The sequence below is a fragment of the Streptococcus sp. GMD5S genome (assembly GCF_000298715.2).
Lineage (GTDB): Bacteria > Bacillota > Bacilli > Lactobacillales > Streptococcaceae > Streptococcus.
Window position 1 is genome coordinate 1 of the sequence record NZ_AJRG02000023.1, and the last position, 24,318, is coordinate 24,318.

Consider the following 24,318-nt stretch of genomic DNA (forward strand, 5'->3'; position numbering starts at 1 on the left):
TCACTAATTTAACCACTGCTTCTGTCCGTGCAGTGTGGGGAAACATATCGACCGACTGGATATACTGGAGGTCATAGACTTTTACTAGTTTAACTAAATCTCGTGCCAAGGTCGAAACATTGCAGGATACATAGACCATTTTTTCTGGAACATAGGTCAGAATGGTATCCAGTAGCTTATCATCTAAGCCTGTACGAGGAGGGTCGACTATCAGGGCATCTGCTCGGTAGCCTTCTTGATACCAGCGTGGAATAATCTCTTCTGCTGTTCCCGCTTCATAATGGGTATTGTCAAATCCCATTTTTTTAGCATTTCGCTTGGCATCTTCTATGGCTTCTGGAATAATATCCATTCCTCTGAGACTCTTGACCTTCTTTGCGAAGGCAAATCCGATCGTCCCAACACCGCAATATGCATCGATTAGATGGTCTTCTTTGCTGACATCCAGAGCCTTAATTGCTTCACTATAGAGAATTTCTGTCTGCTCCGGATTAAGTTGATAAAAAGCTCGGGGCGAGAGAGAAAACTCATAGTCCAGTACTCCTTCTTGAATGCTCTTTTGGCCCCAGATAATTTCCGTCTTTTCACCATAGATTTCACTTGTTTTTGCTGTATTTGTATTGACTGCAACTGTGACAACTTCTGGAGAATCTTTAACTAAGTCTCTTACCAGCTGGGTTAAATTAAGCTGGCGATTCGTGACAATGATTATCTGAACTTGCCCCGTTTTTCTTGCTCTTCGTACCATGATCGTGCGAACACCGAGCGTTTTTCTCTCATCTGTAATTGGAATTTGGTGGTAAGTAAGAAGTTCAGCTAGGCGATTCGCAATCACTTGGGTTTCCTTATCTTGCACCAAACAGTCTTTCAACTCTACGAGATAATGAGAGTTTTGCGCATACAAACCTGCCTTGACCTGATTTTTAAATTTCCGAGTCTGGAATTGAAGCTTAGCACGGTAGTACTTTGGTTCCTGCATTCCGATAGTTGGACGGATTTCATAGTTTTCATATCCTGCAGGAGCAAATTTTTTCAGGGCTTGGTGGAGCAAATCCGTTTTGAACTCCAACTGTTTATCGTAGTGGAGGTGCATGATTTGGCAACCACCACATTCATTATAAATCGTACAAGCTGGTACGACTCGAAATTTCGACTTCTTATTAACCTTTAGTAATTTGGCTTCAACAAAGTTACGTTTAATAGAAGTAATCTGACAATAGATATCTTCTCCTTTGAGGGCGCCTGGCACAAAAACGAGGGTTTTCTGATAGAAACCGATTCCCTCACCATTGATGCCCATCCGCTTGATTTTTAAAGGTATTTTTTGTTTGACTTTCAGATTCATACCCCTATCTTATCACATTTTAGGGTATAATAGAACTATGAAAATCACAAAACTTGAAAAGAAAAAACGTCTCTACTTGATGGAGTTAGATGGACAGCAAACCTCTTATATCACGGAGGATACCATTGTCCGTTTTATGTTGTCTAAAGATAAGGTGGTTAGCACTGAAGAATTGACCGAGATTCAGGACTTTGCCCAGTTCTCTTATGGTAAAAATCTCGCCCTCTACCATCTATCATTTAAAGCTCGAACCGAAAAGGAAGTTCGTGAGTATCTGAAAAAGTATGATCTTGATGAAAAAATCACTAGTCAAGTTATCGCTAATCTCAAAGAAGATAACTGGATTAATGATCGTCAGTATGCCTACTCTATCATCAATGCAAATCAACTTTCTGGAGATAAGGGACCCTATGTGCTAGCTCAAAAACTGTCTCAAAAAGGGATTGTCAAATCAACTATTGAAGATGTTTTAAAGGATTTTGATTTTTCAGAGGTTGCTCAACGTGTGGCGGAGAAACTGCTAAAAAAATACACGGGAAAGCTTCCCGCTCGTGCCTTGCAGGATAAGATCATTCAAAACTTGACGAACAAAGGCTTCTCCTATTCTGATGCTAAAAGTGCTTTTGATGACTTGGACAGCCAAGTCGACCAAGAAACGACTCAAGAACTCATTTTTAAAGAGCTAGACAAACAATATGCTAAGTATGCTCGCAAATATGAAGGTTACGAACTAAAGCAACGATTAACTCAAGTTTTAGCTCGAAAAGGCTATGATTTTTCGGATATAGCTAGCGCTCTCAGAGAATATCTTTAATATTTTCGTGTAAAATTCAAAAAAATTAGACCGATTTATGATATAATAGTAAACGATAAACTTATAAATTGTAGAAAGTTGGTTAGTTATGAAACTTCCAAAAGAAGGCGACTTTATTACAATTCAAAGTTATAAGCATGATGGGAGTCTTCACCGTACTTGGCGGGACACCATGGTACTAAAAACAACAGAGAACGCCATTATCGGCGTCAACGACCACACACTTGTTACCGAAAGTGACGGTCGTCGTTGGGTGACTCGAGAACCGGCTATTGTTTACTTTCACAAAAAATATTGGTTTAATATCATTGCCATGATTCGTGATAATGGGATTTCCTACTATTGCAATATGGCAAGTCCTTACTATCTAGATGAGGAAGCCCTGAAATACATTGATTATGATTTGGATGTCAAGGTTTTCACTGATGGTGAAAAGCGTCTCTTGGACGTTGAAGAGTATGAGCGCCATAAACGCAAAATGAAGTATTCTGATGATTTAGACTATATTTTGAAAGAGCATGTTAAAATCCTTGTTGATTGGATTAACAATGGACGCGGTCCTTTCTCAGAGGCCTATGTCAACATTTGGTACAAACGCTACATAGAACTAAAGAATCGGTAAAGTTGTCAAACTGGGGTGAAAACCCTGGTTTTTTTATTTGAAAAACCCAGCTTTTCAGCTGGGTTGATTTCTATATATCTAATTTAGTAACAGTAAACTTGATGTGGGAATAGTCTTTTTCAACATCCTTATCCAACAAGAAAGCCGTGGCATCCTTCTTAACCTGAACAAGATCAATATTCTGGGCTTGAGCTGCATAGACGCATCCACAATAACATTGACGATAAATATCATACTCCTCGCACATCTCCACCGAGCGCTTGTAGCCTTGGTTTTTCTTGAAATCACTTGGGAGATAGTGGGTTGTATAAATCTTTTGCACATCAATTCCGATGCTGTTGATGGTTTGAGAATTCTTATGGGGACTGATGGTCAAAGCTGAACCAAAGTAGTCAAAGCCCAAGTCCATAGCTACTTGCGCCGTTTTATCCAGACGGTAGTCAAAACAAACCTTGCAACGATCGCCGCCTTCTGGTTCTTCTTCCAGCCCTCTGACTAACTTCCGGTATTCATTTGGTTCGTAGGGCGCTTCTAAATACTGGACCGTATTGCCTGTTCGCTCATTGAAGTCACTGACAAATTTCTTGGTGACGTAGGCCCGCTTGTGGTATTCTGCCTTTGGATGGATATTGGAATTGGCAAAATAGATGGTCACATCCGCGTATTTTGTCAGGTATTCTAGAGTGTAGGTACTACAAGGAGCACAGCAAACATGCATGAGAATAGTTGGACGTTGCTCATTTTTCTCCCAAACCTGAACCATTTTCTGCATAACACGGTCATAATTAATCTTCTGATTGGGATTCATCTTGCTCAGAATTTCTTCTACATCAATCATGTTCTTCTCCTTCTTCTAGTCTTATTTTATCATATAAGTTAGGAGAGCTCAAATCAATTTTAGAAGAGAAAACCTTAAAAGGAGGGATTATGTTCCCTCCTTTTGTGTTTTTTATAAGTTGCTTTTACATCATCCCGCCCATCATGCTTGGATCCATTGCTGGAGCTGGGGCTACTGGTTCTGGTTTATTGGCTACGACTGCTTCTGTTGTTAAAATCAAGCTAGCTACAGAGGCTGCATTTTGAAGGGCAGAACGGCTCACTTTAACTGGGTCGATGATTCCCTCTTCAATCATGTTGACCCACTCGCCAGTTGCTGCGTTGAAGCCTGTACCAACTTCAGCATTTTTCAAACGGTCAATGACGATAGACCCTTCGAATCCCGCATTGTGAGCGATTTGACGAACAGGTTCTTCCAAGGCGCGGAGAACAATATTGCGTCCTGTCGCTTCATCTCCTGTCAATTCCAAATCAGCCACTGCTGGAATGACATTGGCAAGAGCAGTTCCACCACCAGCAACGATTCCTTCTTCCACGGCTGCACGAGTAGCGTTGAGGGCATCTTCAATGCGGAGTTTCATTTCTTTCAACTCAGTTTCAGTTGCAGCACCGACCTTGATAACTGCGACACCACCTGACAATTTTGCCAAGCGTTCTTGCAATTTTTCACGGTCAAATTCAGAAGTTGTTGTTTCGATTTGAGACTTGATAACCGCAACACGGTGAGAAATGGCTTCAGGATTTCCAGCACCTTCTACGATAACCGTGCTATCTTTGTCCACAGTTACTCTCGCTGCTTGACCAAGCGCCTCAATAGTAGCGTCCTTCAACTCAAGGCCAAGATCTTCTGTGATAACAGTTCCACCTGTCAAGATGGCGATGTCTTCCAACATAGCCTTACGACGGTCCCCAAAGCCAGGGGCCTTAACTGCTACTACGTTGAAGGTTCCACGAATCTTGTTCAATACAAGAGTAGGAAGAGCTTCACCATCCACATCATCTGCAATAATCAAGAGTGGACGATTGCTTTGAAGAATACTTTCTAGAAGCGGCAAGATTTCTTGGATATTGGAAATCTTCTTGTCGGTAATCAAAATGTATGGATTTTCAAGGTCTGCCACCATTTTTTCGCTATCTGTCACCATGTACTGTGAAAGGTAACCGCGGTCAAACTGCATTCCTTCTACGACTTCAAGTTCTGTTTCCATACCACGTGACTCTTCAATGGTGATGACTCCATCCTTGCCAACTTTTTCCATGGCTTCAGAGATGTATTCGCCGACTTTTTCAGAACGAGAAGATACAGCAGCAACCTGAGCGATGGCTTCTTTATTGGCAACAGGGATGGCATTGTTTTTCAAGGCTTCTACTGCAGCAGCAACTGCTGCTTCAATCCCCCGACGAATGCCGATTGGGTTGGCACCTGCTGTGACGTTCTTGATTCCTTCACGTACGATAGCTTGAGTCAAAACAGTTGCAGTTGTCGTTCCGTCACCTGCGATATCATTGGTTTTTGAAGCTACTTCTGATACCAATTTGGCACCCATATTTTCAAAATGGTCTTCTAGTTCAATTTCTTTGGCAATAGTAACACCGTCATTGGTGATGAGTGGTGAGCCAAATGATTTTTCCAACACGACATTACGACCTTTTGGTCCCAAGGTTACTTTAACAGTGTCTGCAAGGATATCGACACCACGGACCATAGCTGAACGAGCATCAGATGAAAATTTAATTTCTTTTGACATACTTACTTTCTCCTTCTATTCTTCAATGATTGCCAAGATGTTAGCTTCACCAACGATGATATACTTTTCATCTCCATCTTTGACATCAATACCCGCATGTGCTTCAACTAAGACACGGTCTCCAGCCTTAACGCTTGGAGCAACCAAGTCACCATTCAAGGTACGAACACCTTGTCCTGTAGCTATAACTTGGGCTGTTTTTGTTTGTTCTTGGGCTGAGCCTGCAAGGACAAAGCCTCCAACAGTTTGTTCTTTTTCTTCGATTTTCAAGACCACACGGTCTCCTAATGGTTTCAACATTTGCTTTCCTCCATGATGACATACATATTATTAGCACTCTTTATATCTGAGTGCTAAATTATAGTTCTATTGTATCACTTGGTCAGAAATAGTCAAGAAAAAAGTCTGACTTTCTCAATATAAAAAAGCCTGAGACCAACTCAGACTTCTCAATGTTTATACCAAGATCAAACTAAGAAGCTAGCCGTAGGTTGCTCAAAACAGTGTTTTGAGGTTGTAGATAAGACTGACGAAGTCAGTTACCTATACCAGCTGACGTGGTTTGAAGAGATTTTCGAAGAGTATTAAAATGGCAATTCTTCCTCTTCCAAGACCAAATCTGCCAAATCCTGTCCTGCGTTATTTTCACGCATGGCACGTTGGGCACGGCTTTCTAAAAGTTGGAATCCTGTGGCAAGAACTTCAGTCACGTAGTTCATCTGGCCATTTTTCTCAAAGCGACGGGTACGAAGTTCTCCATCCACAGAGATAAGACTACCTTTAGTTGCGTAGCTTGCCAAGGTTTCAGCCAATTTCCCCCAAAGAACCAAATTGACAAAATCAGCTTCACGTTCCCCGTTTTGGTCTTTGTAACGACGGTTCACAGCGATAGTTGCACGCGCTACTGACTTGTCATTGTTGGTTTTGTGCAATTCTGGTGTAGACGTTAAACGTCCAATAAGAATAACTTTATTATACATATTTTCTTCCTCCTACTTATCTATTCGCAAGGAATCAAAAAAAGTTACAGAAATTTGTAACTTTTCGAGAAAATTTTTTATTTTTTATGAACCATGAAACCTGTTGCCTGTTGATTGGCCATAATGGTCATATCTGTAATCTGCACACGACGAGGCTGACTGGTCACATAGATCACTGTATCTGCAATATCCTGAGCTTGCAAGGCCTCAATTCCCTGATAGACGGTGGCAGCACGCTCTTTATCACCATGAAAACGAACTGTAGAGAAATCTGTTTCGACAATCCCTGGTTGAATGGTGGTCACCTTGATGTCCGTTGTGATCGTATCAATTCGCAGTCCATCTGAAAAAGTCTTGACTGCAGCCTTGGTGGCTGAGTAAACCGCTGCCCCAGCATAGGCATAGATTCCTGCGGTCGATCCCATATTGATAATATGACCTTGATTGGCTGCTACCATAGAAGGCAAGAAACAGCGAGTGACTGCCATCAACCCCTTGACATTGGTATCTAACATGGTCAGCATATCCAACTCTTCATAGTCTTGATAGGGAGCCAAGCCAAGAGCTAGTCCAGCGTTATTGACCAAGATATCAATCTGCCCTATCGTTTCTAGAATATCGGAACAAACAGTCTTGACCATGGTCATATCCGTCACATCCAGAGGAAAAGTCCAAACTGTTTGATTTGGAAACGTTTCTGCAAACTCTGACTTGAGGGTCTCTAGTCTGTCTGTCCGTCGCCCTGTTAGAACGACATTCGCCCCCTGCTCCAGATAAGCACGCGCAATCGCTTCACCGATTCCTGAGGTCGCTCCTGTAATCACTACATTTTTCGCCATCTTATCCCCCTCTATCTGATCTATCAAATACCGACAATTTCCTAGGCAGTCCAGTGTTTGACTGGGTCAAATGGAGTTCCGACAACTTGGTCTTCTGATAATTCAATAACCCCACGTTTTTGCGGAGCATTTGGCAAATGCAATTCACGAGGGCTGCACATCATGCCAAAACTCTTTTCACCACGAAGTTCGCCTGGGAAAATGAGATTGCCTTTGGGCATCATCGCTCCAGGAAGAGCTACAATGGTTTTCAACCCAACACGCGCATTGGGTGCTCCTGCCACGATTTGCACTGTCTTGTCACTTGCGACGGCCACTTGACAGATGTTGAGGTGGTCACTATCAGGATGGGCTACCATCTCGACAATTTCACCGACAACAAACTTAGGTTCCTTGTCATTGACAATCTCTTCTGTAAAACCTTCCGCCTGCAATTCTTGGTTCAAACGTTCTACTTGCTCATCTGTCAAAAAGACTTGACCACGCTCTGCAATTTCAAAGAAACTTGAAACTTCGAAAATATTCCAAGCTACTGTTTCCCCATTATCTTTGAGGAAAACACGGGCTACTTTGCCTTTGCGCTCCACGTCCAACTTGGCATCGCCACTATTTTTCACGATGATCATAAGGACATCGCCAACATGCTCTTTATTATATGTAAAAATCATTGTTTCCTTTTTCTCCTATTTCAGTCCTGCTAAAAAGTCGTTAATTTGTTGCTTGCTTTTACGGTCACGATTAACAAAACGACCGATTTCCTTGTCCTTTTCTAGCACAACAAGACTAGGAATACCGTACACATCCCAGAGTTTGGCCAGATCCAGATACTGGTCTCGGTCCACTCGAATAAATGTGAACTCTGGATTGGTCTCCTCAATCTCTGGCAAGGATGGATAGATATAACGACAATCGCCACACCAGTCTGCCACAAAAAGGAAGACCTTCTTGCCATCTTGTTCGACAAAACTTGCTAGTTCTTCTATACTATTGGGAATAATCATAAGACTTCCTCCTCATAGACCAGATTTTCATTTTCATAGACAAAGGTATAGTGACGACCATCCTCGAAAATGACTCCTCCAACGAGTCGCTCTAGACTACTTTCGTAGACTTGAACATAGAGAGTCGCAATCTCACCCATATCTGAGAAAAGTTCGCGCACGATAGCGGTCAACTCTTCTTGAGTCTTCATAAGTTTGTGGTTATCTGCTGCTTTTTTAGCCCCTAAAGCAAGGGCACTTAGACCAGCCACAGTCAAGCCAGTCATCCATAATTTCTTAGCTTTCATACCATTCATTGTAACACAAAAAGACCTCTAGGACAAATAGGGAAGCCGTATACGAGCAAGGCATTTAAAAAATCTCTGAGATTGCTCTCAGAGATTGGAAGATAACTAGTTACTATTTTCAACTGCTGCAGTGACAAAGGCTGTGTAGAGTTCCTCTGGACGGTTTGGACGGCTGGAAAGTTCAGGGTGATACTGACAAGCCACAAAGAATTTATTCTCAGGAATTTCCACAATTTCGACCAAACGATTGTCTGGAGAAACTCCTGAGAAGACAAAACCTGCTGCCTCAAACTGTTCACGAAAGGCATTGTTAAACTCATAACGGTGACGGTGACGGCGTTGCACCACTTCTTGATTGTGATAAGCAGCCGCTGCTTTAGAACCACGTTTTAACTTAGACGGATAAAGTCCCAAACGAAGGGTGCCACCCATATCCTCAACATCAACCTGATCACGCATGATATCTATGATAGGGTATTTTGTTTCTGGTGCAAGTTCAGCAGAATTGGCACCTTCAAGACCCAAAACGTGACGAGCAAACTCGATACAAGTCAACTGCATTCCCAAGCAGACTCCCAACATTGGGACATCATTCTCACGCGCATATCGGATGGCTTGGATTTTCCCTTCCGTACCACGTTGACCAAAACCTCCTGGTACGATGATTCCGTCCGCATCAGACAAGAGTTCTGCTACATTATCTGCTGTCACATCATTGGCATTGATCCAATTAATCTTCACTTCTGCGTCGTTGGCATAACCAGAGTGTTTCAAAGCTTCAACCACAGAGATGTAGGCATCTTGCAACTCCACATACTTACCAACGAGGGAGATCTTAACTTGTTTTTTCAGGTTCATGACCTTGTCCACCATGGCTGACCACTCTGTCATATCCGCTGCTGGTGCGTCTAGTTTCAAATGGTCACAGACAATTTGGTCCATACCTTGTGCCTGCAAGTTCAATGGAATTTGGTAAAGGTGTTCGACATCCAAAGACTCGATAACAGCTTCTGGAGCCACGTCACAGAACTGAGCTAGTTTGTTTTTAATGCCCTGACCAGCTGGTTTTTCTGTACGAATAACCAACATATTTGGCTGGATTCCCAAACCACGCAATTCTTTTACAGAATGTTGAGTTGGCTTGGTCTTCATCTCACCCGCAGCCTTGAGATAAGGAAGCAAGGTTGTGTGGATATACATAACATTATCCGCACCCACATCTGCCTTCATCTGACGAAGAGCCTCTAGGAATGGCAAGGACTCGATATCCCCAACGGTTCCACCAACCTCTGTGATAATGACATCCGAATCAGTCGTTACAGCAGCACGCTTGATTTTTTCTTTCAAAGCATCTGTGATATGAGGAATGACTTGAACAGTTGCCCCAAGGTACTCGCCACGGCGTTCTTTACGAAGAACTTCACTGTAGATTTTACCAGTTGTCACGTTGGAGTATTTGTTGAGATTGATATCGATGAAACGTTCATAGTGGCCCAAGTCCAAATCGGTCTCAGCCCCATCATCTGTCACAAAGACTTCCCCGTGCTGGTAAGGGCTCATGGTTCCCGGATCGATATTGATATAAGGGTCAAACTTCTGAATAGTCACTTTTAGACCACGATTTTTCAAGAGACGCCCCAGACTTGCTGCCACAATCCCTTTCCCAATAGACGACACCACACCACCAGTTACAAAAATATATTTCGTAGACATAGATTCCTCTTTCTAAAATGCTCAAGGTCTTGTTAACTACGAGGGGAGATAGAAAACAAGACCCTTATGAATAACGACTTTTCAAGAAAACTTCCTGAAAAAACAAAAATAGCTCCCTAGTAACTAGGGAGCCCCGACCTCTAAAAGAGGTGCCCGAACAATATGATACCTTAAAGCAGAACATTTGTCAACCTGAATTGGTAAAAGATGAAAAAAGAAGATTGTTTTCAGAAAACAAATTAAAGATCCGCATCCAAACTGATGACCTGCTCAAGGAACGAAAAAGGAGATCTTACGATCTCCTCTGTGAAGTCTTTTACTCTTCTTCACTCGTTTCAGCGTCATCGTCAGAAAACTCGTCGTCTTCTTCGTTAAGATCCACGTCTTCACCCAAGTCATCAGGAGCGATTTCGTTGATTTCTGCATCGTAAGCTTCCACTTCATTTTTCTCATCATCTGGATTTTCATCATCATATGAAAGAGCTGGATCTGCTTCGTATGCATCTTCGTCTTCTGGATCATCTGCGTTGTAGTCAATGGCATCTGAGTCGCCATCCATAAAGGCATTGACACGTTTTTTCTTAGCTTTTGGTGCTACTTCATCGTCGTCACTTTCTTCAAGAGCGATGATTTCTTCGTCGATTTCGTCTACACCATACCATGAACGAAGACCCCATTTGTTGTCCCCAAGAGAGATGAAGCTACCGTCAAAGTTCAACTCTGTGTAGAACAAAGGCAAAGCTTCGCGGATATCGCTGTTTGATGTTCCAAGGTAGTTTTGAATTTCGTTTACAAGATCGCTAAAATGCATCTCATGATCGCGACCACGAAGTTCCAAGATAGCGCGCGCTACCTCAATCATAGATAGTTCACTTTTTTCTTGCCCAGCAAATACTTCTAATTCCAAAGCGTTTCTCCTCATTTTTACTACTATCGCCAGAGCGAACAGACTCCGACCTCATTTTATCATGTACTCTTTATTGTACGATAATTTTGCGGAATAGTCAAAGGTTAAAATAGATTTATCTATGATTTATTAAGTAAAAATCAATTGATTTTAACACATGGTAAATTTAAAAATATTTGTTAAAATATTACTTGGAGGTAGCTTATGTCAAAAAAAATAATAAATGTTGTTGCAGCGGCTATAGAACGAGATGGAAAAATATTCTGTGCACAAAGACCTGAAGGTAAAAGTTTAGGAGGTTTTTGGGAATTTCCAGGTGGGAAATTAGAAGTAGGAGAATCTCCTGAACAAGCTTTAGTCCGTGAAATTAAAGAAGAACTAAATTCTGAAATTGAGATTGTTTCTTACATCAATGAAGCTTCATATGATTATAATTTTGGGACAGTTGTCATGAAGACCTATCATGCAAAGCTAATATCAGGAAAACTAGAGTTGCTTGAACACCAAAATTCAACTTGGTTAGCTCCCAATGAACTAGATACTCTCAACTGGGCTCCAGTAGATCGTCCAGCTGTAGAATTATTAACAAAAAAATAAGAGATTACTCTCTTATTTTTTTGTCAAATAATCATAAAGTGCGGAAGAAACCTCATTGGCTAATTCAAAATTCATTGTAACTACAGGAGTTTTTCCATCCTGCATCCTAGTTTCAGTAGCACTATCTTCCAAATAACTAACTGGCCCTAGATAATAGAAATCACTTCCCTCACCGTCTTCTTTTTTTACGAAGAGATGAAGAGCCAAACCGGTTTGATTAGATTGCATAATATCAGCAACTTCTTTAGACTTAAAGCTTCGATTGCTCCGAGAATACCAATGAAAGACTTTGTTGGATAAGAATCCATCTTGATACTGGGTTGTTTCTGTAATATCGTCATCCTTATGATAAGTTACAAAGATAGGACACGTTCCATGTTTGACCTTGTATCCATATACAGTAGAACTCTCATCCTTGTCCCAGTTAAGAAGTCTCACAGCATCTTTTCGAGAGTATTTTTCACCTATTGTCAATGGTTCCTGCGGATATTTTTGAGAGCGCTCTAGACCAGTCTGAATGATGTCTAAGATAAATTTTTTGTATTCCTCTGTAAGAAATTGAGTGAAATCTGTTGCTAGTTGATAAGTGTCATCTTCAATGCTTAAGGCTGACAAACCATACTTTTCTTGATCTCTTTTAACGAAAAAGTTATAGTCTAAACAGTTTTCGATAGATTTAAATAACTGTTCGGAGGATCCTAATTGCTTCATTGTTAAGATTTGTTTAAATTCAGATCGAGAAATCTTTCCTTTTTCTAGTAATATTTTTAAAAGATAGAGTTCTTCTTTTCGTTTACCATTGGATAGTTCTTTGCAGAGGAAAGTTAGAAAACCATTTAATTCAGGAATTTTAATAAACCGATCCTCTTTTTCAAAGGAAGCAATAACCTCTCCATAATGATTAAAAGTATCAAAGAAAACATAGGGATCTAGACTATCTAGTTCCAAAAAATCACTGAGATTCGGAGTACGTCCCAAGCGGTTCTTTGTTTCCATATAGGCCTCTTTTAGGATAGCTCGATTGGAAAGATTTGTATTAGTAATAGACTTAAAGATTTGTTCTTTAGCAACTTCTTCAAAATTAATAGTAGTTAGGCCATTTAAAATATTGGGTTCTCTTAGCTCTCTTCGGTAATTATCTTTATTCATTGATTTGTCTCCAAATAAAGCAATTGGAATCAAATAGTTATTTTTATAATTACCAATAAAATCAATGATCGTGACGTATTCTTTACTCTCATGTTTACGAAGACCACGCCCTAGTTGTTGAACAAAAACAATACTAGACTGAGTATTTCTTAACATGACTACCTGGTTGACAGAAGGAATATCAATACCTTCATTAAAAATATCCACTGTCAAAATGTAGTCTAGTTCTCCTTTTTCAAGTTGAGAAACGACTTCATTTCGTGTTTCAATATTATCATCGCCTGTTAGAGCCCTACAAACTTTCCCATTCTGATTCAATTTTGAGGCGAGTTCATGCGCTTCCTGTTTAGAGGAACAGAATATCAATCCTTTTACTTTTTCACCACTTACTCCATAAAAATCAATTTTTTGCAGAATATGTTTAACTCGTTCATTAGATGTTAAGTTTGATATATTTGTCTTCTCATCGATTAGATGTCCATCTATCTCAATATCCTTTACCCCAAAATAAATAAATGGGCAAAGCATATCATTATCAAGCGCATCCTGCAGACGAATTTCATAGGCGATATTATAATCAAACAGTTCATAAATATTTTGCCCATCAGTTCGTTCGGGAGTTGCAGTCATTCCTAAAAAGAACTCAGGATGAAAATGTGCCATCACTTTTTTGTATGAATCAGCTCCAGCTTTATGAACCTCATCAATTAAAATATAGTCAAAATAATCTTCTGAAAATAGATTCAAATGATAATCACGTGACAAAGTTTGAATCGTAGCAAAAATGTATTTCTTATTTGTCAAATCAGCACCAGAATGATAAATCAAACCTTCTGATTCCGGGAACTGTAAAACCTTTTGAAAATCCTTTAAAGACTTTTGAAGAATTTGCTCCCTATGAACGATAAAGAGCATTCTTTTCGGCTCAAATTGTTGAACATCAAAAGCTGATAAATATGTTTTTCCTGTCCCTGTAGCACTGATAACTAAAGCTTTCTTTTTCCCTGAATCGCGAATAGCCTGCAGACCTTTCAGTGCTTCATTTTGCATCTTATTAGGTTCAATACTTGTAACCTGATATTCTGCTATTTCCTCTTCTCGAATCTGGTCCACTCGAATTGTTTTCTGACGCTTTCTAGCGTAAGAATCAATCTTTTCTATAGTTAAAACATCCGACTTTTCCCAAATTTTTTCAAACTCTTTTTTAGTAGCTTGAATTAACTCTCCATTGTAAGTTGATGTCAACTTAATATTCCACTCGTAATTGATTTTCAATGCATTATGAGTTAAATTTGAACTTCCAGAAATAAGAACCTGTTTCCCCTGATGTTCAAAAAGATAAAACTTAGCGTGCATCTGCAGACTCTCTGGAGTAAGTCGAACTTCAACATTTTTCAACTTGAGTAATTCTTGCATGGCAACCGGATCATTAAAATCAAGATAAGGAGATATAAGAATTTTACCTTTTATTCCTTTATCCATTAAATCTGATAATTGGGATTTTATCAGAGCAATTCCTGATTGGGTAATAAATGCTACCGAAATATAAAAGGCTTGGCATTTTGATAATTCTTCTTGAATATCCTTCAATACATATCGCTTGGACTCTGGGTCATTAATTAAAATTTGAGGAGAGTATCCCCCTTCTTGAAATTTAATATTATCAATAAATCCAAACTTTAAAGATTTGATCAAGGTATCTTGAAATAAAGTGACGCCTTCTGGCATAGACCTTCTCTTTTCTATTGTTTTAATATTTTCATTATACCAAAAAACACGGTTCATCACCGTGTTTCTGTGTTTATTTCACCAACTTCTTCATCTCATCAATACGTGCGACTGTCGCATCGTATTTCGCTTGGTAGTCGGCTTGTTTGTCGCGTTCTTTTTGGACGACTTCTGGTTTGGCGTTGGCTACGAAGCGTTCGTTAGAGAGTTTCTTACCGACCATATCCAGTTCTTTTTGCCATTTAGCGAGTTCCTTGTCGAGACGAGCGAGTTCTTCTTCGACATTGAGGAGGTCTGCCAGTGGCAGGTAGATTTCTGCTCCTGTGATGACACTTGACATGGCGAGTTCAGGTGCAGGGATGTTTGATGCGATTTCCAAGTGTTCTGGATTTGTGAAGCGTTTGATGTAGTTGACATTGCTGTTAAAGAAGGCTTCCAAATCACTATCGCTAGTCTTCACAAGGATGGTGATTGGCTTGCTTGGTGCTACGTTTACTTCCGCACGCGCATTCCGAACGGCACGGATCAAGTCTTTGAGACTTTCTACACCAGTGTGGGCAGCAAGGTCTTCAAAGGCTGGATTAACAGTTGGGTATTCCGCTGTAACGATAGAGCCTTCAGAGATTTGTCCAAAGATTTCCTCTGTCACAAATGGCATGATTGGGTGAAGGAGTCGAAGGATCTTGTCCAAAGTATAAAGGAGAACAGAACGTGTGATGACTTTCTCTTCTTCGTTATCGCTATAAAGGACTTCCTTGGTCAACTCAACATACCAGTCCGCAAACTCGTCCCAGATGAAGTTGTAGAGGATATGGCCAGCCACACCAAATTCAAACTTGTCAAAGTTTTCAGTGACCTTGCCGATCGTTTCATTGAGGTTGTGGAGAATCCAGCGGTCTGTGACGTTTCCAGCTTCCTTGTTGGTAACTTTTTCGACATTGGCAGTTGCTTGCTCAAGGGTCAAGCCTTCATTGTTCATGAGGATGTAGCGAGAGATGTTCCAGATCTTGTTAATGAAGTTCCATGAAGCATCCATTTTCTCGTAAGAGAAGCGCACGTCTTGTCCTGGGGCAGAACCGTTTGAAAGGAACCAACGAAGGCTATCTGTTCCGTACTTATCAATAACATCCATTGGATCAATCCCGTTACCGAGAGATTTCGACATCTTGCGTCCTTGCTCATCACGAATGAGACCATGAATTAAGGCATTTTTGAATGGCGACTTGCCAGTAAATTCCAAACCTTGGAAAATCATCCGAGACACCCAGAACGGAATAATATCATAACCAGTCACCAAAGTTGATGTTGGATAATAACGTTTAAAGTCTTCTAAATCGACATCAGGCCAGCCCATGGTCGAGAATGGCCAAAGGGCAGAACTGAACCACGTATCCAAGACATCTTCGTCCTGAGTCCATCCGTCACCTTCAGGTGCTTCTTCGCCGACATATATTTCACCCTCAGCATTGTACCAAGCAGGGATTTGGTGACCCCACCAGAGCTGACGAGAGATTACCCAGTCGTGGACATTTTCCATCCATTGGAGGAAGGTATCGTTGAAACGAGGTGGGTAGAATTCTACCTTGTCCTCTGTGTCTTGGTTGGCAATGGCATTTTTCGCCAATTGGTCCATCTTAACGAACCATTGCGTAGACAAGCGCGGTTCAACCACAACACCTGTACGCTCTGAGTGACCAACACTGTGGACACGTTTTTCGATTTTAACAAGGGCACCGATTTCTTCCAACTTAGCAACGACTGCCTTACGAGCTTCAAAACGGTCCATGCCTGCAAATTCGAAGGCCAAGTCATTCATGGTTCCGTCGTCGTTCATGACGTTAACTTGTGGCAAGTTATGACGTTGACCAACCAAGAAGTCGTTTGGATCGTGAGCAGGCGTGATTTTCACGACACCAGTACCAAACTCAGGATCTGCGTGTTCATCCCCAACGATTGGGATCAATTTATTAGCGATTGGAAGGATAACATTTTTACCGATCAAGTCCTTGTAGCGTGGGTCTTCTGGATTTACCGCAACCGCAACGTCCCCAAACATGGTCTCAGGACGAGTTGTCGCCACTTCAAGGGCGCGTGAGCCGTCTTCTAGCATGTAGTTCATGTGGTAGAAGGCACCTTCCACGTCCTTGTGGATAACCTCAATATCAGAAAGAGCTGTGCGAGCTGCTGGGTCCCAGTTGATGATAAACTCACCGCGGTAGATCCAGCCTTTCTTGTAAAGGTCCACGAAAACCTTGCGAACAGCTTTTGACAAGCCTTCATCAAGAGTGAAACGCTCGCGAGAGTAGTCTACAGAGAGCCCCATCTTGCCCCATTGTTCCTTGATGGTAGTGGCATATTCGTCTTTCCATTCCCAGACTTTGTCAAGGAATTTCTCACGACCGAGGTCGTAACGGGAAATGCCCTCACCACGCAAGCGTTCCTCAACCTTAGCCTGAGTCGCAATCCCTGCGTGGTCCATCCCTGGAAGCCAAAGGGTGTCAAAACCTTGCATCCGTTTTTGACGGATGATAATATCCTGCAAAGTCGTGTCCCAAGCGTGACCAAGGTGGAGTTTACCAGTTACGTTTGGTGGTGGAATCACGATAGAATAAGGCTTAGCCTTTTGATCGCCTGAAGGCTTGAAAACATCTTCGTCAAGCCATTTCTGGTAACGACCAGCCTCAACCTCGGCTGGATTGTATTTAGGTGAAAGTTCTTTAGACATTATTTTTTCTCCTTTTATTTTTTTCAAATTTATAATATCTTTTTGATGGATCTAAATAGAAATATTTTAACAACCAAATCATGCCCCTTCCAATAATTAATGATAATATAAAACATAAGAAAACAATTATGGTTGAGGCAAGAAATTCAGATGTCCAATCAGCTGACAAATTTATTATTTTGGTCAATTCTACTTTAATCTTCAATCCCCATATAATTTCAACTAACTTTGGAATAATACTCAACATTAATAAAGTAAGAAAACTGTATATTTGAATTCGGTAGAGGTGTCTATCCATTTTATCAGTTCTTTTTGGTTTTTTCTTATATTTATTTGTATCAAACTGAGAATTTATTTCCCCTATTAGATTTGGAATTAGTATTGGTAAAAACCAACTTAGAGCATTGATTAATTCGTTTTCAACTTGATTAAATACTGTCAACAATAATATACTCATTGTTACAGTTAGCCATGATGCAATCACTTCTTTTATATCTTTTGCACCATATCCAATCAGATTATAAATTTGCCACCAGTAAAATAAAAATAGTGTTATAAGAAAAAGAAAAATGATAACATCTAAAAATAAATCATTATAAAAATCGAGAAATCTAGAAAAAAAGTAATAAAGATATATAAAAAAACATAAAAAAGAAGTAAATGTCATTGTAGCATATACATTCCAAAGCGTCTTTCCTTTAGGTATATATATTTTATTCATTTTTTTAAAAATTATAATCGATATAACACTTTTTATAACAGATAATATAAATGGTATTACTAATGTTACTATCGCGCTAAGCCAGTAACCAAATTGGTTTTCATGTATACTATAATTCTTTGAAAAATATTCATATAAGTTTATTAAAATTGATTCAATTAGATTTTTATTGTAGAGAAAGTATATCAAAATTCCACAATATATCCCATCAAAAGTATAAATAAAAGCCAAGGATAGCTTACTTTTAGAAAGAAATTCTTTTAAATTAAATCTACGATTGGGCTGGAATGAATAAATTGAGTTCAATTAATCTTCCTCCCATCTAATGATTGTTTTTCCCACTCACTCCTCAGCAAACCATATATCAGACTGTCACAGCGGTTTCCTTGGGCATCTTTGCGGTCCCGGATACGAGCTTCAAGGGTAAAGCCAAGCTTTTCTGCGACTCGTTGACTTTGGACATTGTAGCCAAAACAAGTCAGCTCAATCTTGTGAAGACCAGGTTCTTTAAAAGCTAAATCAATCAAGGTACTCGCAGCTTCTGGAACATAACCTAGACCCCAATAGTCTGGATGTAAGATATAGCCAATCTCCAAGACATCATCCTCGTGACGACGAGGGAAATCAACAGAGCCGATGATAGTATCGGTCCCTTTAACCACTATGCCGTAACCAGCTGGGAGATTGTCCTTTTCATTGCGCTCGGGCAGAATATGCTCCAGATAATAAATCTCATCTTCCAAGGTCTTGACGGGCGGAAAGCCTGCTGGGTAGGAAACTTCTGGCCTACTGGCATAGTCAAAGATATCCACAACATCAGCCACGGTACGGACTCGTAAGACTAGCCGTTCGGTTTCTAAACGTTCTGGTAACTCAGCTATTATCATCTTTCTCCCTCGCTTCCCATAAAAAATGCCCCTGCCATATTCATGACAGGGACGAATGTACTAATCCGCGGTACCACCCAATTTCGGGCAGATGCCCGCAACTCTCGTCTTTAAAACAAAAAGACAATATTATTTCATTTTTTATCCATCAGCAACCAGTTTTGACACATTTGTGGACTTCTCAGCACCGCCACTTTCTGTAAAATGTGGGATTCAAAACACCTCTAATGGCTTTATTGTAGCAAGTTTTTGACGGAAATGCAAGGGACAAGAAAAATTACTTGAAACTGATGCCGTGTTCTTTTAATTTCTTAATGGTAGCTGGACCGATTCCTTTCAAGGCAAGGAGTTCTTTTTCAGTCCAGTTTTTAAAGTCAGCAGCCGACTTGATGCCTTCATCATAGAAAGTCTTAGCACGATCTACTGAGAGGCCACCCAAAGTAGCTGCGAAATCTTCTACTGAATTGGCTACTTTTTGAGCTTGCTCTTTAGTCGCTTCTACTGCTTGTTCCACTTTTTTAGAGACAACTTTTCCTGCTTGGCTGGCAGATTTTTCTGCATGTTTCACAACTTTCTTGGTCTCTTCGACAACTTTGGTCACCGTACTTGAAAATGCACCTGAGCGACGAAGGCTATTTCGCAATTGTTTTTTACGTTGGAGTTTCTTTGACATGATAAAATCCTTTCAATAAAAAATCCCTGCTCTGACAAGGATTTAATAAAGATATTCTATCAAGATTTTTGGAAAAAATCAAGAAAGGAAATAAGATTCCCCTTAAAAATCTAGCCGTTTTCTCTTTCAATCTAATTTGACAATGATTCGACTTCTTGATAAAATATGCAGTAATGTGCAAGACTGATTCACGTAAAAAGCTGATAAGGAGAACGATATGAATAACGAAAGTTACTTTGACGGCGGTCTTTTGAGCTACGTTGGACATGCTATCCTAGCCATGCTTATCATGGGCTTTACTGTTGGAATCGCTACGCCTTGGGCAGTTTGCATGATGCAAAACTGGAAGGTTAAGCATACTGTCATCGATGGACGTCGCCTTTATTTTGACGGAACTGGTTCTCAATTATTCGGGAACTGGATCAAGTGGTTCTTGCTCACCATCATCACCTTGGGCATCTATTCATTCTGGTTGCATATCAAAATGGAACAATGGATTACCAAACACACGCATCACGTATAAATAGAAAAAGTGCGTTCATACGCACTTTTTGATTTGCAATGATTAGTAATTCCGTTCGCCAAACAATCCCTCTGGCAGATCATGAAATCCCTTGCCCGCCTTGAAATTTTCAAACTTACCAAGCAAGAACTGATAAGCATCCAAGCGACTTTCGTAGCGAATCATGGCATCTTTGGCACGCTCGTCTTGGTCTTCTTCGTAGACTTTTTGACTTTCCTTGTGCGCCATGTCGTTGATCATGATCTGGGTATTGACCCAGGCTTCAAATTCCTTCATAAATTCTTGTTCGTAACTCATTGATTCTCCTTATTCTAATCCACGGAAGAAGTCCGTATCAATCTCTCGGTAGGGCTGGATATCCTGAACATACTCCAACACGCCTTGGAATTCCCCGTTTTCATCGTGTACCGCAGCATAGGTAATGTGGACAAACTTGCCTCGCGAATCTGACTTGAACCACATTTCATACTTGTCCTTGACCCCTTCACGAAGACCTTGCATAACGGCCTTCACCTTTTCTAGATATTTGGGCGGATGGCAGAGTTCTACATTGCGCCCGACTTGGGACGGCGTCCGTTTGAAAATCATCTCATCAGCTGGCGTATTGTCATTGTAATACTGAAAAATATCGTCTTTATTGACAAAAGTGATCTCCATAGTGAGGTGATTGAGGATGAGATTGGCCTGCTCGACGGAGAGATAACCATTGCCAAAAGCCTGTTGACTATGACGGTCCAGCACTGCTTCCTTTTCCTTAGGGGTAAAGGTAATGGTGAACTGGCCTTCTGGTGTATCGATAACTTGCTGAACTTGACCTTCAGCCGTGTCCAGCTGCACGGGCTCCTCTGCACTCTTTTCCTCAACGAAACTCTGTCGTTCTGGCACCCATTTTTCAGACGGACGGATGATGGCATAGCCGTAGGCATCGCTCTCCTCCGCAATCTGAATCCAGTCATCCTGGGTGAAGGACTCAAGAAGAATCATGAGAAGGATGGACTCTTCCTTGAAAATCATACTTTCAAACTCTGTCGCAAAAGCTTCAAAGGCCTCCTTTACAGTGGAAATCGCCACTTCTGGTAGTTCCTTAGCCGTCGCTAGAGCTGTCTGAAAGAGTTCTCTAATCTGGTCATCCACCCCCCACATGACTTTAGGAGGTGAATCGTGACCATAGCGCTCCATGATGGGAAAAAAGAGCTCTTCCTTGCGCTGATAATGGATGTTAAATTGCCCCAACAGCCCCATTTGACGGACCAAGCCCTTGCGCATCTCTGCCAGCATTTCCTCATCTTCCATAGACTCATAGGTATCCAACAGTCTCCGAATGCGAATCAAAGCTGCACGGAGAGCCAGATTTTCATCCTTGAAGACGCGAACTGGGTGGCCAGGGTGTTCAGTATCCTCTACTTCGACGCCCTTAACAGCATTTTTAAAAAGATTGGCATGGACATCGCAGAGTTCCATGACATCTTCAAAGGTGACACCTGAGTCTGAGTTCATCAGCTCGTGCTCCATGAGGGAAATCTCAATGGCTGAAACACCCGTAAAAGTCGCATCAAAACGCTCCTGAACTGACTCGGGAGAGGCGCCGTTGTGCAATTCTAACAAAATATCCCGTAGGATATGAATCCGTTCATCTGCCATTAGTCTAATCCAATCACTTCGTAACCATTCGCTTCCAGTGTGCGGACAATCTTGTCCATAGGAGTTCCTTCAAGTTTAGAACCCTGCTTCAGCGATACTTTGCGACCGACTGTGTTGCGCATCAAGGGATTAGCAAGTGGTTTAAAACCCAGCTCCACTAGGATTTCCAAGACTTCTGGATGCTTGTCCACCACTTCTGCAACGGGAATTGATACATCGATGATATTGTCCATGACGACCTCCATTGTATGTTCTAATACTCAATGAAAATCAAAAAGCAAACTAGGAAGCTAGCCGCAGGTTGCTCAAAACAGTGTTTTGAGGTTGTGGATAGAACTGACGAAGTCAGTAACCATACCTACGGCAAGGTGAAGCTGACGTGGTTTGAAGAGATTTTCGAAGAGTATAAAATGATTTTACTGCTTATATTATACCATATGGAAAGAGATTAAAAAACTAGTAGCGGAGTTCCTGCTAGTTTCTTTCATTTCAAGTTATTCCTTATCATCTGGTTTTGCGAGCCACTGGGCTACATCCATCAGCTTGTCAGCAAGCAGTACTTTCCCGAAACCTACTAGAGCATTGTCGTCTTTTTTCATGTTCTTCAGGACTTTGATGCTTTGCATCACAAAAAAGTAATTCCCATAAGTTTTAGCTAGAGTTTTTATAAGTCCCATATTACTCTCCTTCGATGATTTCGACCTCTTTTCGGATAATATCAACGTCTCTTTGATATTGTACTTCATTGTAGTTGACTAGCTTGGACAATTCCTTTTGCAATCTTTCTCCCATCGGTTTCATGGTCGCAAAGGTTAAGCCCCCAGAAATGACTCCACCTAGGATAGGGATCACTTTCCCCATCCCTTTGGCTAGGCCTCCTTTTGTCAGATTGACTCCAAAAATCTTCAAAACTTTTTCTAAAATAGGATACCAGAGCGTCTTTGTCAAGGCTTTCTTGTTCACTACTTTTATGACTTGCTTGGCTACTGTCACACCGCCTGATCGAAGCAGAGCACCTGCGCCATTTACTCCCAGCATCACACCGAGATACAGCAAGAGAGTGTTTTTAGCATCTTCACTTAACTCATTGCGCGATGCCCAGAGATCATCAAATCCGTAAATATACCCTAGCTCCTGAGCTAGTTTTAATGAGAATGCATAAAACTGGGCTACGTCTGTCGGGATAGTGATCGCCATGATAATACCTCCAGGTAGACCAGCCAAAACCGAAGTTCCACTGGCTAACAGGACATTATCCTTAATACAGGCCTTGGCCACGCGATCCAAGCTTTCTTGAGGCAACAAAGAAGTCGGTCCTTGTTCTAATAAGGTAGCAATGTCCTTGCGATCTAATTCCTTGGAAAACTTTTCCACCAAAAATTTCTCTCGATCAACTTTGACTACGGGTAGTTTCACCACTTGTTGCAGTACTTGCATAGCTATATCTTGTCTAGCCATATGTCTCTCCGTTTTTCATTCATATCAGACTTTATCATATCATACTATGTGAAATTTACAAATTTTTTAAACCGATTTTTATCAGATAGATATATCGTCAAATAGTAATGATCATACTGTGGCAACAAAAAAGAGGGTTGCCCCTCTTTCTTAGTTCTTATCCAGATTGCGTAACATCTCGTCAATCTTGTTTCCATATTCGATGGATTCGTCTTTGACGAAGGTCAAATCTGGGATTTTGTACAATTTCAAATTGCGACCAAGTTCACGTTTGATGGTACCAGTTGCTTTTTCAAGCCCGATTTGAGCTTTTTGATTATCCGAAGCAAGGTTACTCAAAATGGTGTAGTAAACCTTGGCAACAGACAAGTCACCTAGCATCTGAACATCTGTAATGGTCACACCTTGGACACGCGGATCACGGACCTTCTTTTGCAAAATCTCATTGACTTCACGCTTGATTTCCATGCCCACACGATCCGTACGGAAATGATTTGCCATGATATTCCTTTCTCTACTTTGAACCAAAAGCTAGGCCAGCAGACCTAGCTATTTCTAATAGATAGAAGAACTAGAGCCATTTGAATCTAGGAAACAAGCCTTTGATAGAACTAAAGTTCATCAAGGCGCTGTTGACGACGAGTCAAATTGGCTATCGTTTCTCTATTATCGTTTAATTTCTTCCATGACGTAGGCCTCAATCACATCATCAGTCTTGATATCATTGTAGCCATCAATCATGAGACCACCTTCACGACCGTTTGTAACTTCTTTGACGTCGTCTTTGTAGTGTTTCAAGCTGGCGAGTTCGCCATCATAGATAACGACACCATCACGGATAACACGAACTTTCGAGTCACGGGTAACCTTACCGTTGATAACCATGAATCCACCGATAGTTCCGACTTTAGATACCTTAAAGGTTTCACGGATAACTGCTTCACCGATAACTTTTTCTTCGAATTCTGGGTCAAGCATCCCTTTCATGGCTTCTTCCATCTCTTCGATAACCTTATAGATAATGCTGTGGAGACGGATTTCTACATCGTCAGCTTCCGCTTGTTGACGCGCTTGTGGTGTAGGGCGTACGTTGAAACCAACGATAAAGGCATTGGAAGCTTCC

At 41.0% G+C, this 24,318-nt stretch carries 26 protein-coding genes and 1 pseudogene; 4 read left to right on the forward strand and 23 right to left on the reverse strand.

Annotated elements, in window-relative coordinates:
• Nucleotides 1-1,345: 23S rRNA (uracil(1939)-C(5))-methyltransferase RlmD (gene rlmD, locus GMD5S_RS0208895; protein WP_016893843.1), on the reverse strand; the 1,345-nt coding region annotated here is incomplete at its 3' end.
• A 37-nt stretch (nucleotides 1,346-1,382) separates the two neighbouring features.
• Here rlmD and recX point away from each other — a divergent pair.
• Nucleotides 1,383-2,159, forward strand: a complete 777-nt coding sequence (gene recX / locus GMD5S_RS0208900) for a recombination regulator RecX (protein WP_000705066.1) — start codon at nucleotides 1,383-1,385, stop codon at nucleotides 2,157-2,159.
• 88 nt (nucleotides 2,160-2,247) lie between these two features.
• Nucleotides 2,248-2,781, forward strand: a complete 534-nt coding sequence (gene ntdP, locus GMD5S_RS0208905; protein ID WP_000775318.1) for a nucleoside tri-diphosphate phosphatase — start codon at nucleotides 2,248-2,250, stop codon at nucleotides 2,779-2,781.
• Between the two features lie 70 nt (nucleotides 2,782-2,851).
• Here ntdP and GMD5S_RS0208910 read toward each other — a convergent pair whose 3' ends face one another.
• From GMD5S_RS0208910 to rpoE, 10 genes are all read right to left on the reverse strand, one after another.
• Entirely contained in the window at nucleotides 2,852-3,619 is a 768-nt protein-coding gene (locus GMD5S_RS0208910) for an epoxyqueuosine reductase QueH (RefSeq protein ID WP_000567567.1), read from the reverse strand.
• A gap of 124 nt (nucleotides 3,620-3,743) precedes the next feature.
• Nucleotides 3,744-5,366, reverse strand: coding sequence for a chaperonin GroEL (gene groL, locus GMD5S_RS0208915; RefSeq protein WP_000031557.1), 1,623 nt, complete (start codon nucleotides 5,364-5,366; stop codon nucleotides 3,744-3,746).
• Nucleotides 5,367-5,381: 15 nt separating this feature from the next.
• Nucleotides 5,382-5,666 carry a co-chaperone GroES gene (gene groES / locus GMD5S_RS0208920; protein ID WP_000917334.1) on the reverse strand — a complete coding sequence of 95 codons (285 nt, stop codon included), beginning with the start codon at nucleotides 5,664-5,666 and terminating at the stop codon, nucleotides 5,382-5,384.
• A 284-nt stretch (nucleotides 5,667-5,950) separates the two neighbouring features.
• Nucleotides 5,951-6,346, reverse strand: a complete 396-nt coding sequence (locus GMD5S_RS0208925) for a single-stranded DNA-binding protein (protein ID WP_000282436.1) — start codon at nucleotides 6,344-6,346, stop codon at nucleotides 5,951-5,953.
• Between the two features lie 77 nt (nucleotides 6,347-6,423).
• Nucleotides 6,424-7,185, reverse strand: a complete 762-nt coding sequence (locus GMD5S_RS0208930) for an SDR family NAD(P)-dependent oxidoreductase (protein WP_001107742.1) — start codon at nucleotides 7,183-7,185, stop codon at nucleotides 6,424-6,426.
• A gap of 41 nt (nucleotides 7,186-7,226) precedes the next feature.
• Nucleotides 7,227-7,853 carry a YtpR family tRNA-binding protein gene (ytpR, locus tag GMD5S_RS0208935; RefSeq protein WP_000578270.1) on the reverse strand — a complete coding sequence of 209 codons (627 nt, stop codon included), beginning with the start codon at nucleotides 7,851-7,853 and terminating at the stop codon, nucleotides 7,227-7,229.
• Nucleotides 7,854-7,868: 15 nt separating this feature from the next.
• Nucleotides 7,869-8,186, reverse strand: coding sequence for a thioredoxin family protein (locus GMD5S_RS0208940; protein WP_000586541.1), 318 nt, complete (start codon nucleotides 8,184-8,186; stop codon nucleotides 7,869-7,871).
• Nucleotides 8,183-8,482, reverse strand: coding sequence for a DUF4651 domain-containing protein (locus GMD5S_RS0208945; protein WP_001013969.1), 300 nt, complete (start codon nucleotides 8,480-8,482; stop codon nucleotides 8,183-8,185). Before GMD5S_RS0208945 ends, GMD5S_RS0208940 begins: the two co-directional genes overlap by 4 nt.
• A 96-nt stretch (nucleotides 8,483-8,578) precedes the next feature.
• A complete protein-coding gene (locus GMD5S_RS0208950; protein WP_000105262.1) occupies nucleotides 8,579-10,186 on the reverse strand; it encodes a CTP synthase in 1,608 nt (535 codons plus the stop codon).
• A gap of 316 nt (nucleotides 10,187-10,502) precedes the next feature.
• Nucleotides 10,503-11,093, reverse strand: coding sequence for a DNA-directed RNA polymerase subunit delta (rpoE, locus tag GMD5S_RS0208955; RefSeq protein ID WP_000418415.1), 591 nt, complete (start codon nucleotides 11,091-11,093; stop codon nucleotides 10,503-10,505).
• 204 nt (nucleotides 11,094-11,297) lie between these two features.
• Here rpoE and GMD5S_RS0208960 point away from each other — a divergent pair, with 204 nt between their 5' ends.
• Nucleotides 11,298-11,690, forward strand: coding sequence for a (deoxy)nucleoside triphosphate pyrophosphohydrolase (locus GMD5S_RS0208960; RefSeq protein WP_000037666.1), 393 nt, complete (start codon nucleotides 11,298-11,300; stop codon nucleotides 11,688-11,690).
• A gap of 12 nt (nucleotides 11,691-11,702) precedes the next feature.
• On the opposite strand, the gene GMD5S_RS0208965 is transcribed toward GMD5S_RS0208960, so the two are convergent.
• The 5 genes from GMD5S_RS0208965 to GMD5S_RS0208985 all read right to left on the reverse strand — a co-directional run bounded on the left by GMD5S_RS0208965 (nucleotide 11,703) and on the right by GMD5S_RS0208985 (nucleotide 19,573).
• Nucleotides 11,703-14,567, reverse strand: a complete 2,865-nt coding sequence (locus tag GMD5S_RS0208965) for a DUF3427 domain-containing protein (protein WP_001114049.1) — start codon at nucleotides 14,565-14,567, stop codon at nucleotides 11,703-11,705.
• A gap of 73 nt (nucleotides 14,568-14,640) precedes the next feature.
• Complete coding sequence (locus GMD5S_RS0208970) at nucleotides 14,641-17,292, reverse strand: valine--tRNA ligase (RefSeq protein WP_000032182.1); 2,652 nt, start codon at nucleotides 17,290-17,292, stop codon at nucleotides 14,641-14,643.
• A complete protein-coding gene (locus GMD5S_RS0208975; protein ID WP_008283990.1) occupies nucleotides 17,285-18,319 on the reverse strand; it encodes a hypothetical protein in 1,035 nt (344 codons plus the stop codon). Before GMD5S_RS0208975 ends, GMD5S_RS0208970 begins: the two co-directional genes overlap by 8 nt.
• The gene (locus GMD5S_RS0208980; protein WP_000582275.1) at nucleotides 18,316-18,900 is read right to left on the reverse strand and encodes a GNAT family N-acetyltransferase; all 585 of its coding nucleotides are present in this window, start codon (nucleotides 18,898-18,900) and stop codon (nucleotides 18,316-18,318) included. Before GMD5S_RS0208980 ends, GMD5S_RS0208975 begins: the two co-directional genes overlap by 4 nt.
• A gap of 277 nt (nucleotides 18,901-19,177) precedes the next feature.
• The gene (locus GMD5S_RS0208985; RefSeq protein WP_000038702.1) at nucleotides 19,178-19,573 is read right to left on the reverse strand and encodes a helix-hairpin-helix domain-containing protein; all 396 of its coding nucleotides are present in this window, start codon (nucleotides 19,571-19,573) and stop codon (nucleotides 19,178-19,180) included.
• A 217-nt stretch (nucleotides 19,574-19,790) separates the two neighbouring features.
• Here GMD5S_RS0208985 and GMD5S_RS0208990 point away from each other — a divergent pair, with 217 nt between their 5' ends.
• A complete protein-coding gene (locus tag GMD5S_RS0208990) occupies nucleotides 19,791-20,096 on the forward strand; it encodes a DUF898 family protein (protein ID WP_001058555.1) in 306 nt (101 codons plus the stop codon).
• Nucleotides 20,097-20,138: 42 nt separating this feature from the next.
• Here GMD5S_RS0208990 and GMD5S_RS0208995 read toward each other — a convergent pair whose 3' ends face one another.
• The 7 genes and pseudogenes from GMD5S_RS0208995 to GMD5S_RS0209030 form a co-directional block, all read right to left on the reverse strand.
• Nucleotides 20,139-20,393, reverse strand: a complete 255-nt coding sequence (locus GMD5S_RS0208995) for a DUF1912 family protein (RefSeq protein ID WP_000119707.1) — start codon at nucleotides 20,391-20,393, stop codon at nucleotides 20,139-20,141.
• A gap of 9 nt (nucleotides 20,394-20,402) precedes the next feature.
• A complete protein-coding gene (locus GMD5S_RS0209000) occupies nucleotides 20,403-21,737 on the reverse strand; it encodes a DUF438 domain-containing protein (RefSeq protein WP_000752873.1) in 1,335 nt (444 codons plus the stop codon).
• The gene (locus GMD5S_RS0209005) at nucleotides 21,737-21,970 is read right to left on the reverse strand and encodes a DUF1858 domain-containing protein (RefSeq protein ID WP_000368739.1); all 234 of its coding nucleotides are present in this window, start codon (nucleotides 21,968-21,970) and stop codon (nucleotides 21,737-21,739) included. The genes GMD5S_RS0209000 and GMD5S_RS0209005 overlap by 1 nt, the downstream gene beginning before the upstream one ends.
• Before the next feature lie 261 nt (nucleotides 21,971-22,231).
• Nucleotides 22,232-22,414 carry a hypothetical protein gene (locus GMD5S_RS0209015; RefSeq protein WP_000522943.1) on the reverse strand — a complete coding sequence of 61 codons (183 nt, stop codon included), beginning with the start codon at nucleotides 22,412-22,414 and terminating at the stop codon, nucleotides 22,232-22,234.
• A gap of 1 nt (nucleotide 22,415) precedes the next feature.
• Nucleotides 22,416-23,195, reverse strand: coding sequence for a hypothetical protein (locus tag GMD5S_RS0209020; RefSeq protein ID WP_000113742.1), 780 nt, complete (start codon nucleotides 23,193-23,195; stop codon nucleotides 22,416-22,418).
• A 150-nt stretch (nucleotides 23,196-23,345) separates the two neighbouring features.
• Complete coding sequence (rbfA, locus tag GMD5S_RS0209025; RefSeq protein ID WP_001273601.1) at nucleotides 23,346-23,696, reverse strand: 30S ribosome-binding factor RbfA; 351 nt, start codon at nucleotides 23,694-23,696, stop codon at nucleotides 23,346-23,348.
• A gap of 165 nt (nucleotides 23,697-23,861) precedes the next feature.
• A pseudogene (locus GMD5S_RS0209030) lies at nucleotides 23,862-24,318 on the reverse strand (translation initiation factor IF-2); the annotation flags it as partial.

What these genes read in the sequence shown, in the direction of transcription:
- recX (WP_000705066.1), top strand. Translation starts at nt 1,383, where the DNA reads ATGAAAATCACAAAACTTGAAAAGAAAAAACGTCTCTACTTGATGGAG.
- ntdP (WP_000775318.1), top strand. Translation starts at nt 2,248, where the DNA reads ATGAAACTTCCAAAAGAAGGCGACTTTATTACAATTCAAAGTTATAAG.
- GMD5S_RS0208910 (WP_000567567.1), bottom strand. Translation starts at nt 3,619, where the DNA reads ATGATTGATGTAGAAGAAATTCTGAGCAAGATGAATCCCAATCAGAAG.
- groL (WP_000031557.1), bottom strand. Translation starts at nt 5,366, where the DNA reads ATGTCAAAAGAAATTAAATTTTCATCTGATGCTCGTTCAGCTATGGTC.
- groES (WP_000917334.1), bottom strand. Translation starts at nt 5,666, where the DNA reads ATGTTGAAACCATTAGGAGACCGTGTGGTCTTGAAAATCGAAGAAAAA.
- GMD5S_RS0208925 (WP_000282436.1), bottom strand. Translation starts at nt 6,346, where the DNA reads ATGTATAATAAAGTTATTCTTATTGGACGTTTAACGTCTACACCAGAA.
- GMD5S_RS0208930 (WP_001107742.1), bottom strand. Translation starts at nt 7,185, where the DNA reads ATGGCGAAAAATGTAGTGATTACAGGAGCGACCTCAGGAATCGGTGAA.
- ytpR (WP_000578270.1), bottom strand. Translation starts at nt 7,853, where the DNA reads ATGATTTTTACATATAATAAAGAGCATGTTGGCGATGTCCTTATGATC.
- GMD5S_RS0208940 (WP_000586541.1), bottom strand. Translation starts at nt 8,186, where the DNA reads ATGATTATTCCCAATAGTATAGAAGAACTAGCAAGTTTTGTCGAACAA.
- GMD5S_RS0208945 (WP_001013969.1), bottom strand. Translation starts at nt 8,482, where the DNA reads ATGAATGGTATGAAAGCTAAGAAATTATGGATGACTGGCTTGACTGTG.
- GMD5S_RS0208950 (WP_000105262.1), bottom strand. Translation starts at nt 10,186, where the DNA reads ATGTCTACGAAATATATTTTTGTAACTGGTGGTGTGGTGTCGTCTATT.
- GMD5S_RS0208960 (WP_000037666.1), top strand. Translation starts at nt 11,298, where the DNA reads ATGTCAAAAAAAATAATAAATGTTGTTGCAGCGGCTATAGAACGAGAT.
- GMD5S_RS0208965 (WP_001114049.1), bottom strand. Translation starts at nt 14,567, where the DNA reads ATGCCAGAAGGCGTCACTTTATTTCAAGATACCTTGATCAAATCTTTA.
- GMD5S_RS0208970 (WP_000032182.1), bottom strand. Translation starts at nt 17,292, where the DNA reads ATGTCTAAAGAACTTTCACCTAAATACAATCCAGCCGAGGTTGAGGCT.
- GMD5S_RS0208980 (WP_000582275.1), bottom strand. Translation starts at nt 18,900, where the DNA reads ATGATAATAGCTGAGTTACCAGAACGTTTAGAAACCGAACGGCTAGTC.
- GMD5S_RS0208985 (WP_000038702.1), bottom strand. Translation starts at nt 19,573, where the DNA reads ATGTCAAAGAAACTCCAACGTAAAAAACAATTGCGAAATAGCCTTCGT.
- GMD5S_RS0208990 (WP_001058555.1), top strand. Translation starts at nt 19,791, where the DNA reads ATGAATAACGAAAGTTACTTTGACGGCGGTCTTTTGAGCTACGTTGGA.
- GMD5S_RS0208995 (WP_000119707.1), bottom strand. Translation starts at nt 20,393, where the DNA reads ATGAGTTACGAACAAGAATTTATGAAGGAATTTGAAGCCTGGGTCAAT.
- GMD5S_RS0209000 (WP_000752873.1), bottom strand. Translation starts at nt 21,737, where the DNA reads ATGGCAGATGAACGGATTCATATCCTACGGGATATTTTGTTAGAATTG.
- GMD5S_RS0209005 (WP_000368739.1), bottom strand. Translation starts at nt 21,970, where the DNA reads ATGGACAATATCATCGATGTATCAATTCCCGTTGCAGAAGTGGTGGAC.
- GMD5S_RS0209015 (WP_000522943.1), bottom strand. Translation starts at nt 22,414, where the DNA reads ATGGGACTTATAAAAACTCTAGCTAAAACTTATGGGAATTACTTTTTT.
- GMD5S_RS0209020 (WP_000113742.1), bottom strand. Translation starts at nt 23,195, where the DNA reads ATGGCTAGACAAGATATAGCTATGCAAGTACTGCAACAAGTGGTGAAA.
- rbfA (WP_001273601.1), bottom strand. Translation starts at nt 23,696, where the DNA reads ATGGCAAATCATTTCCGTACGGATCGTGTGGGCATGGAAATCAAGCGT.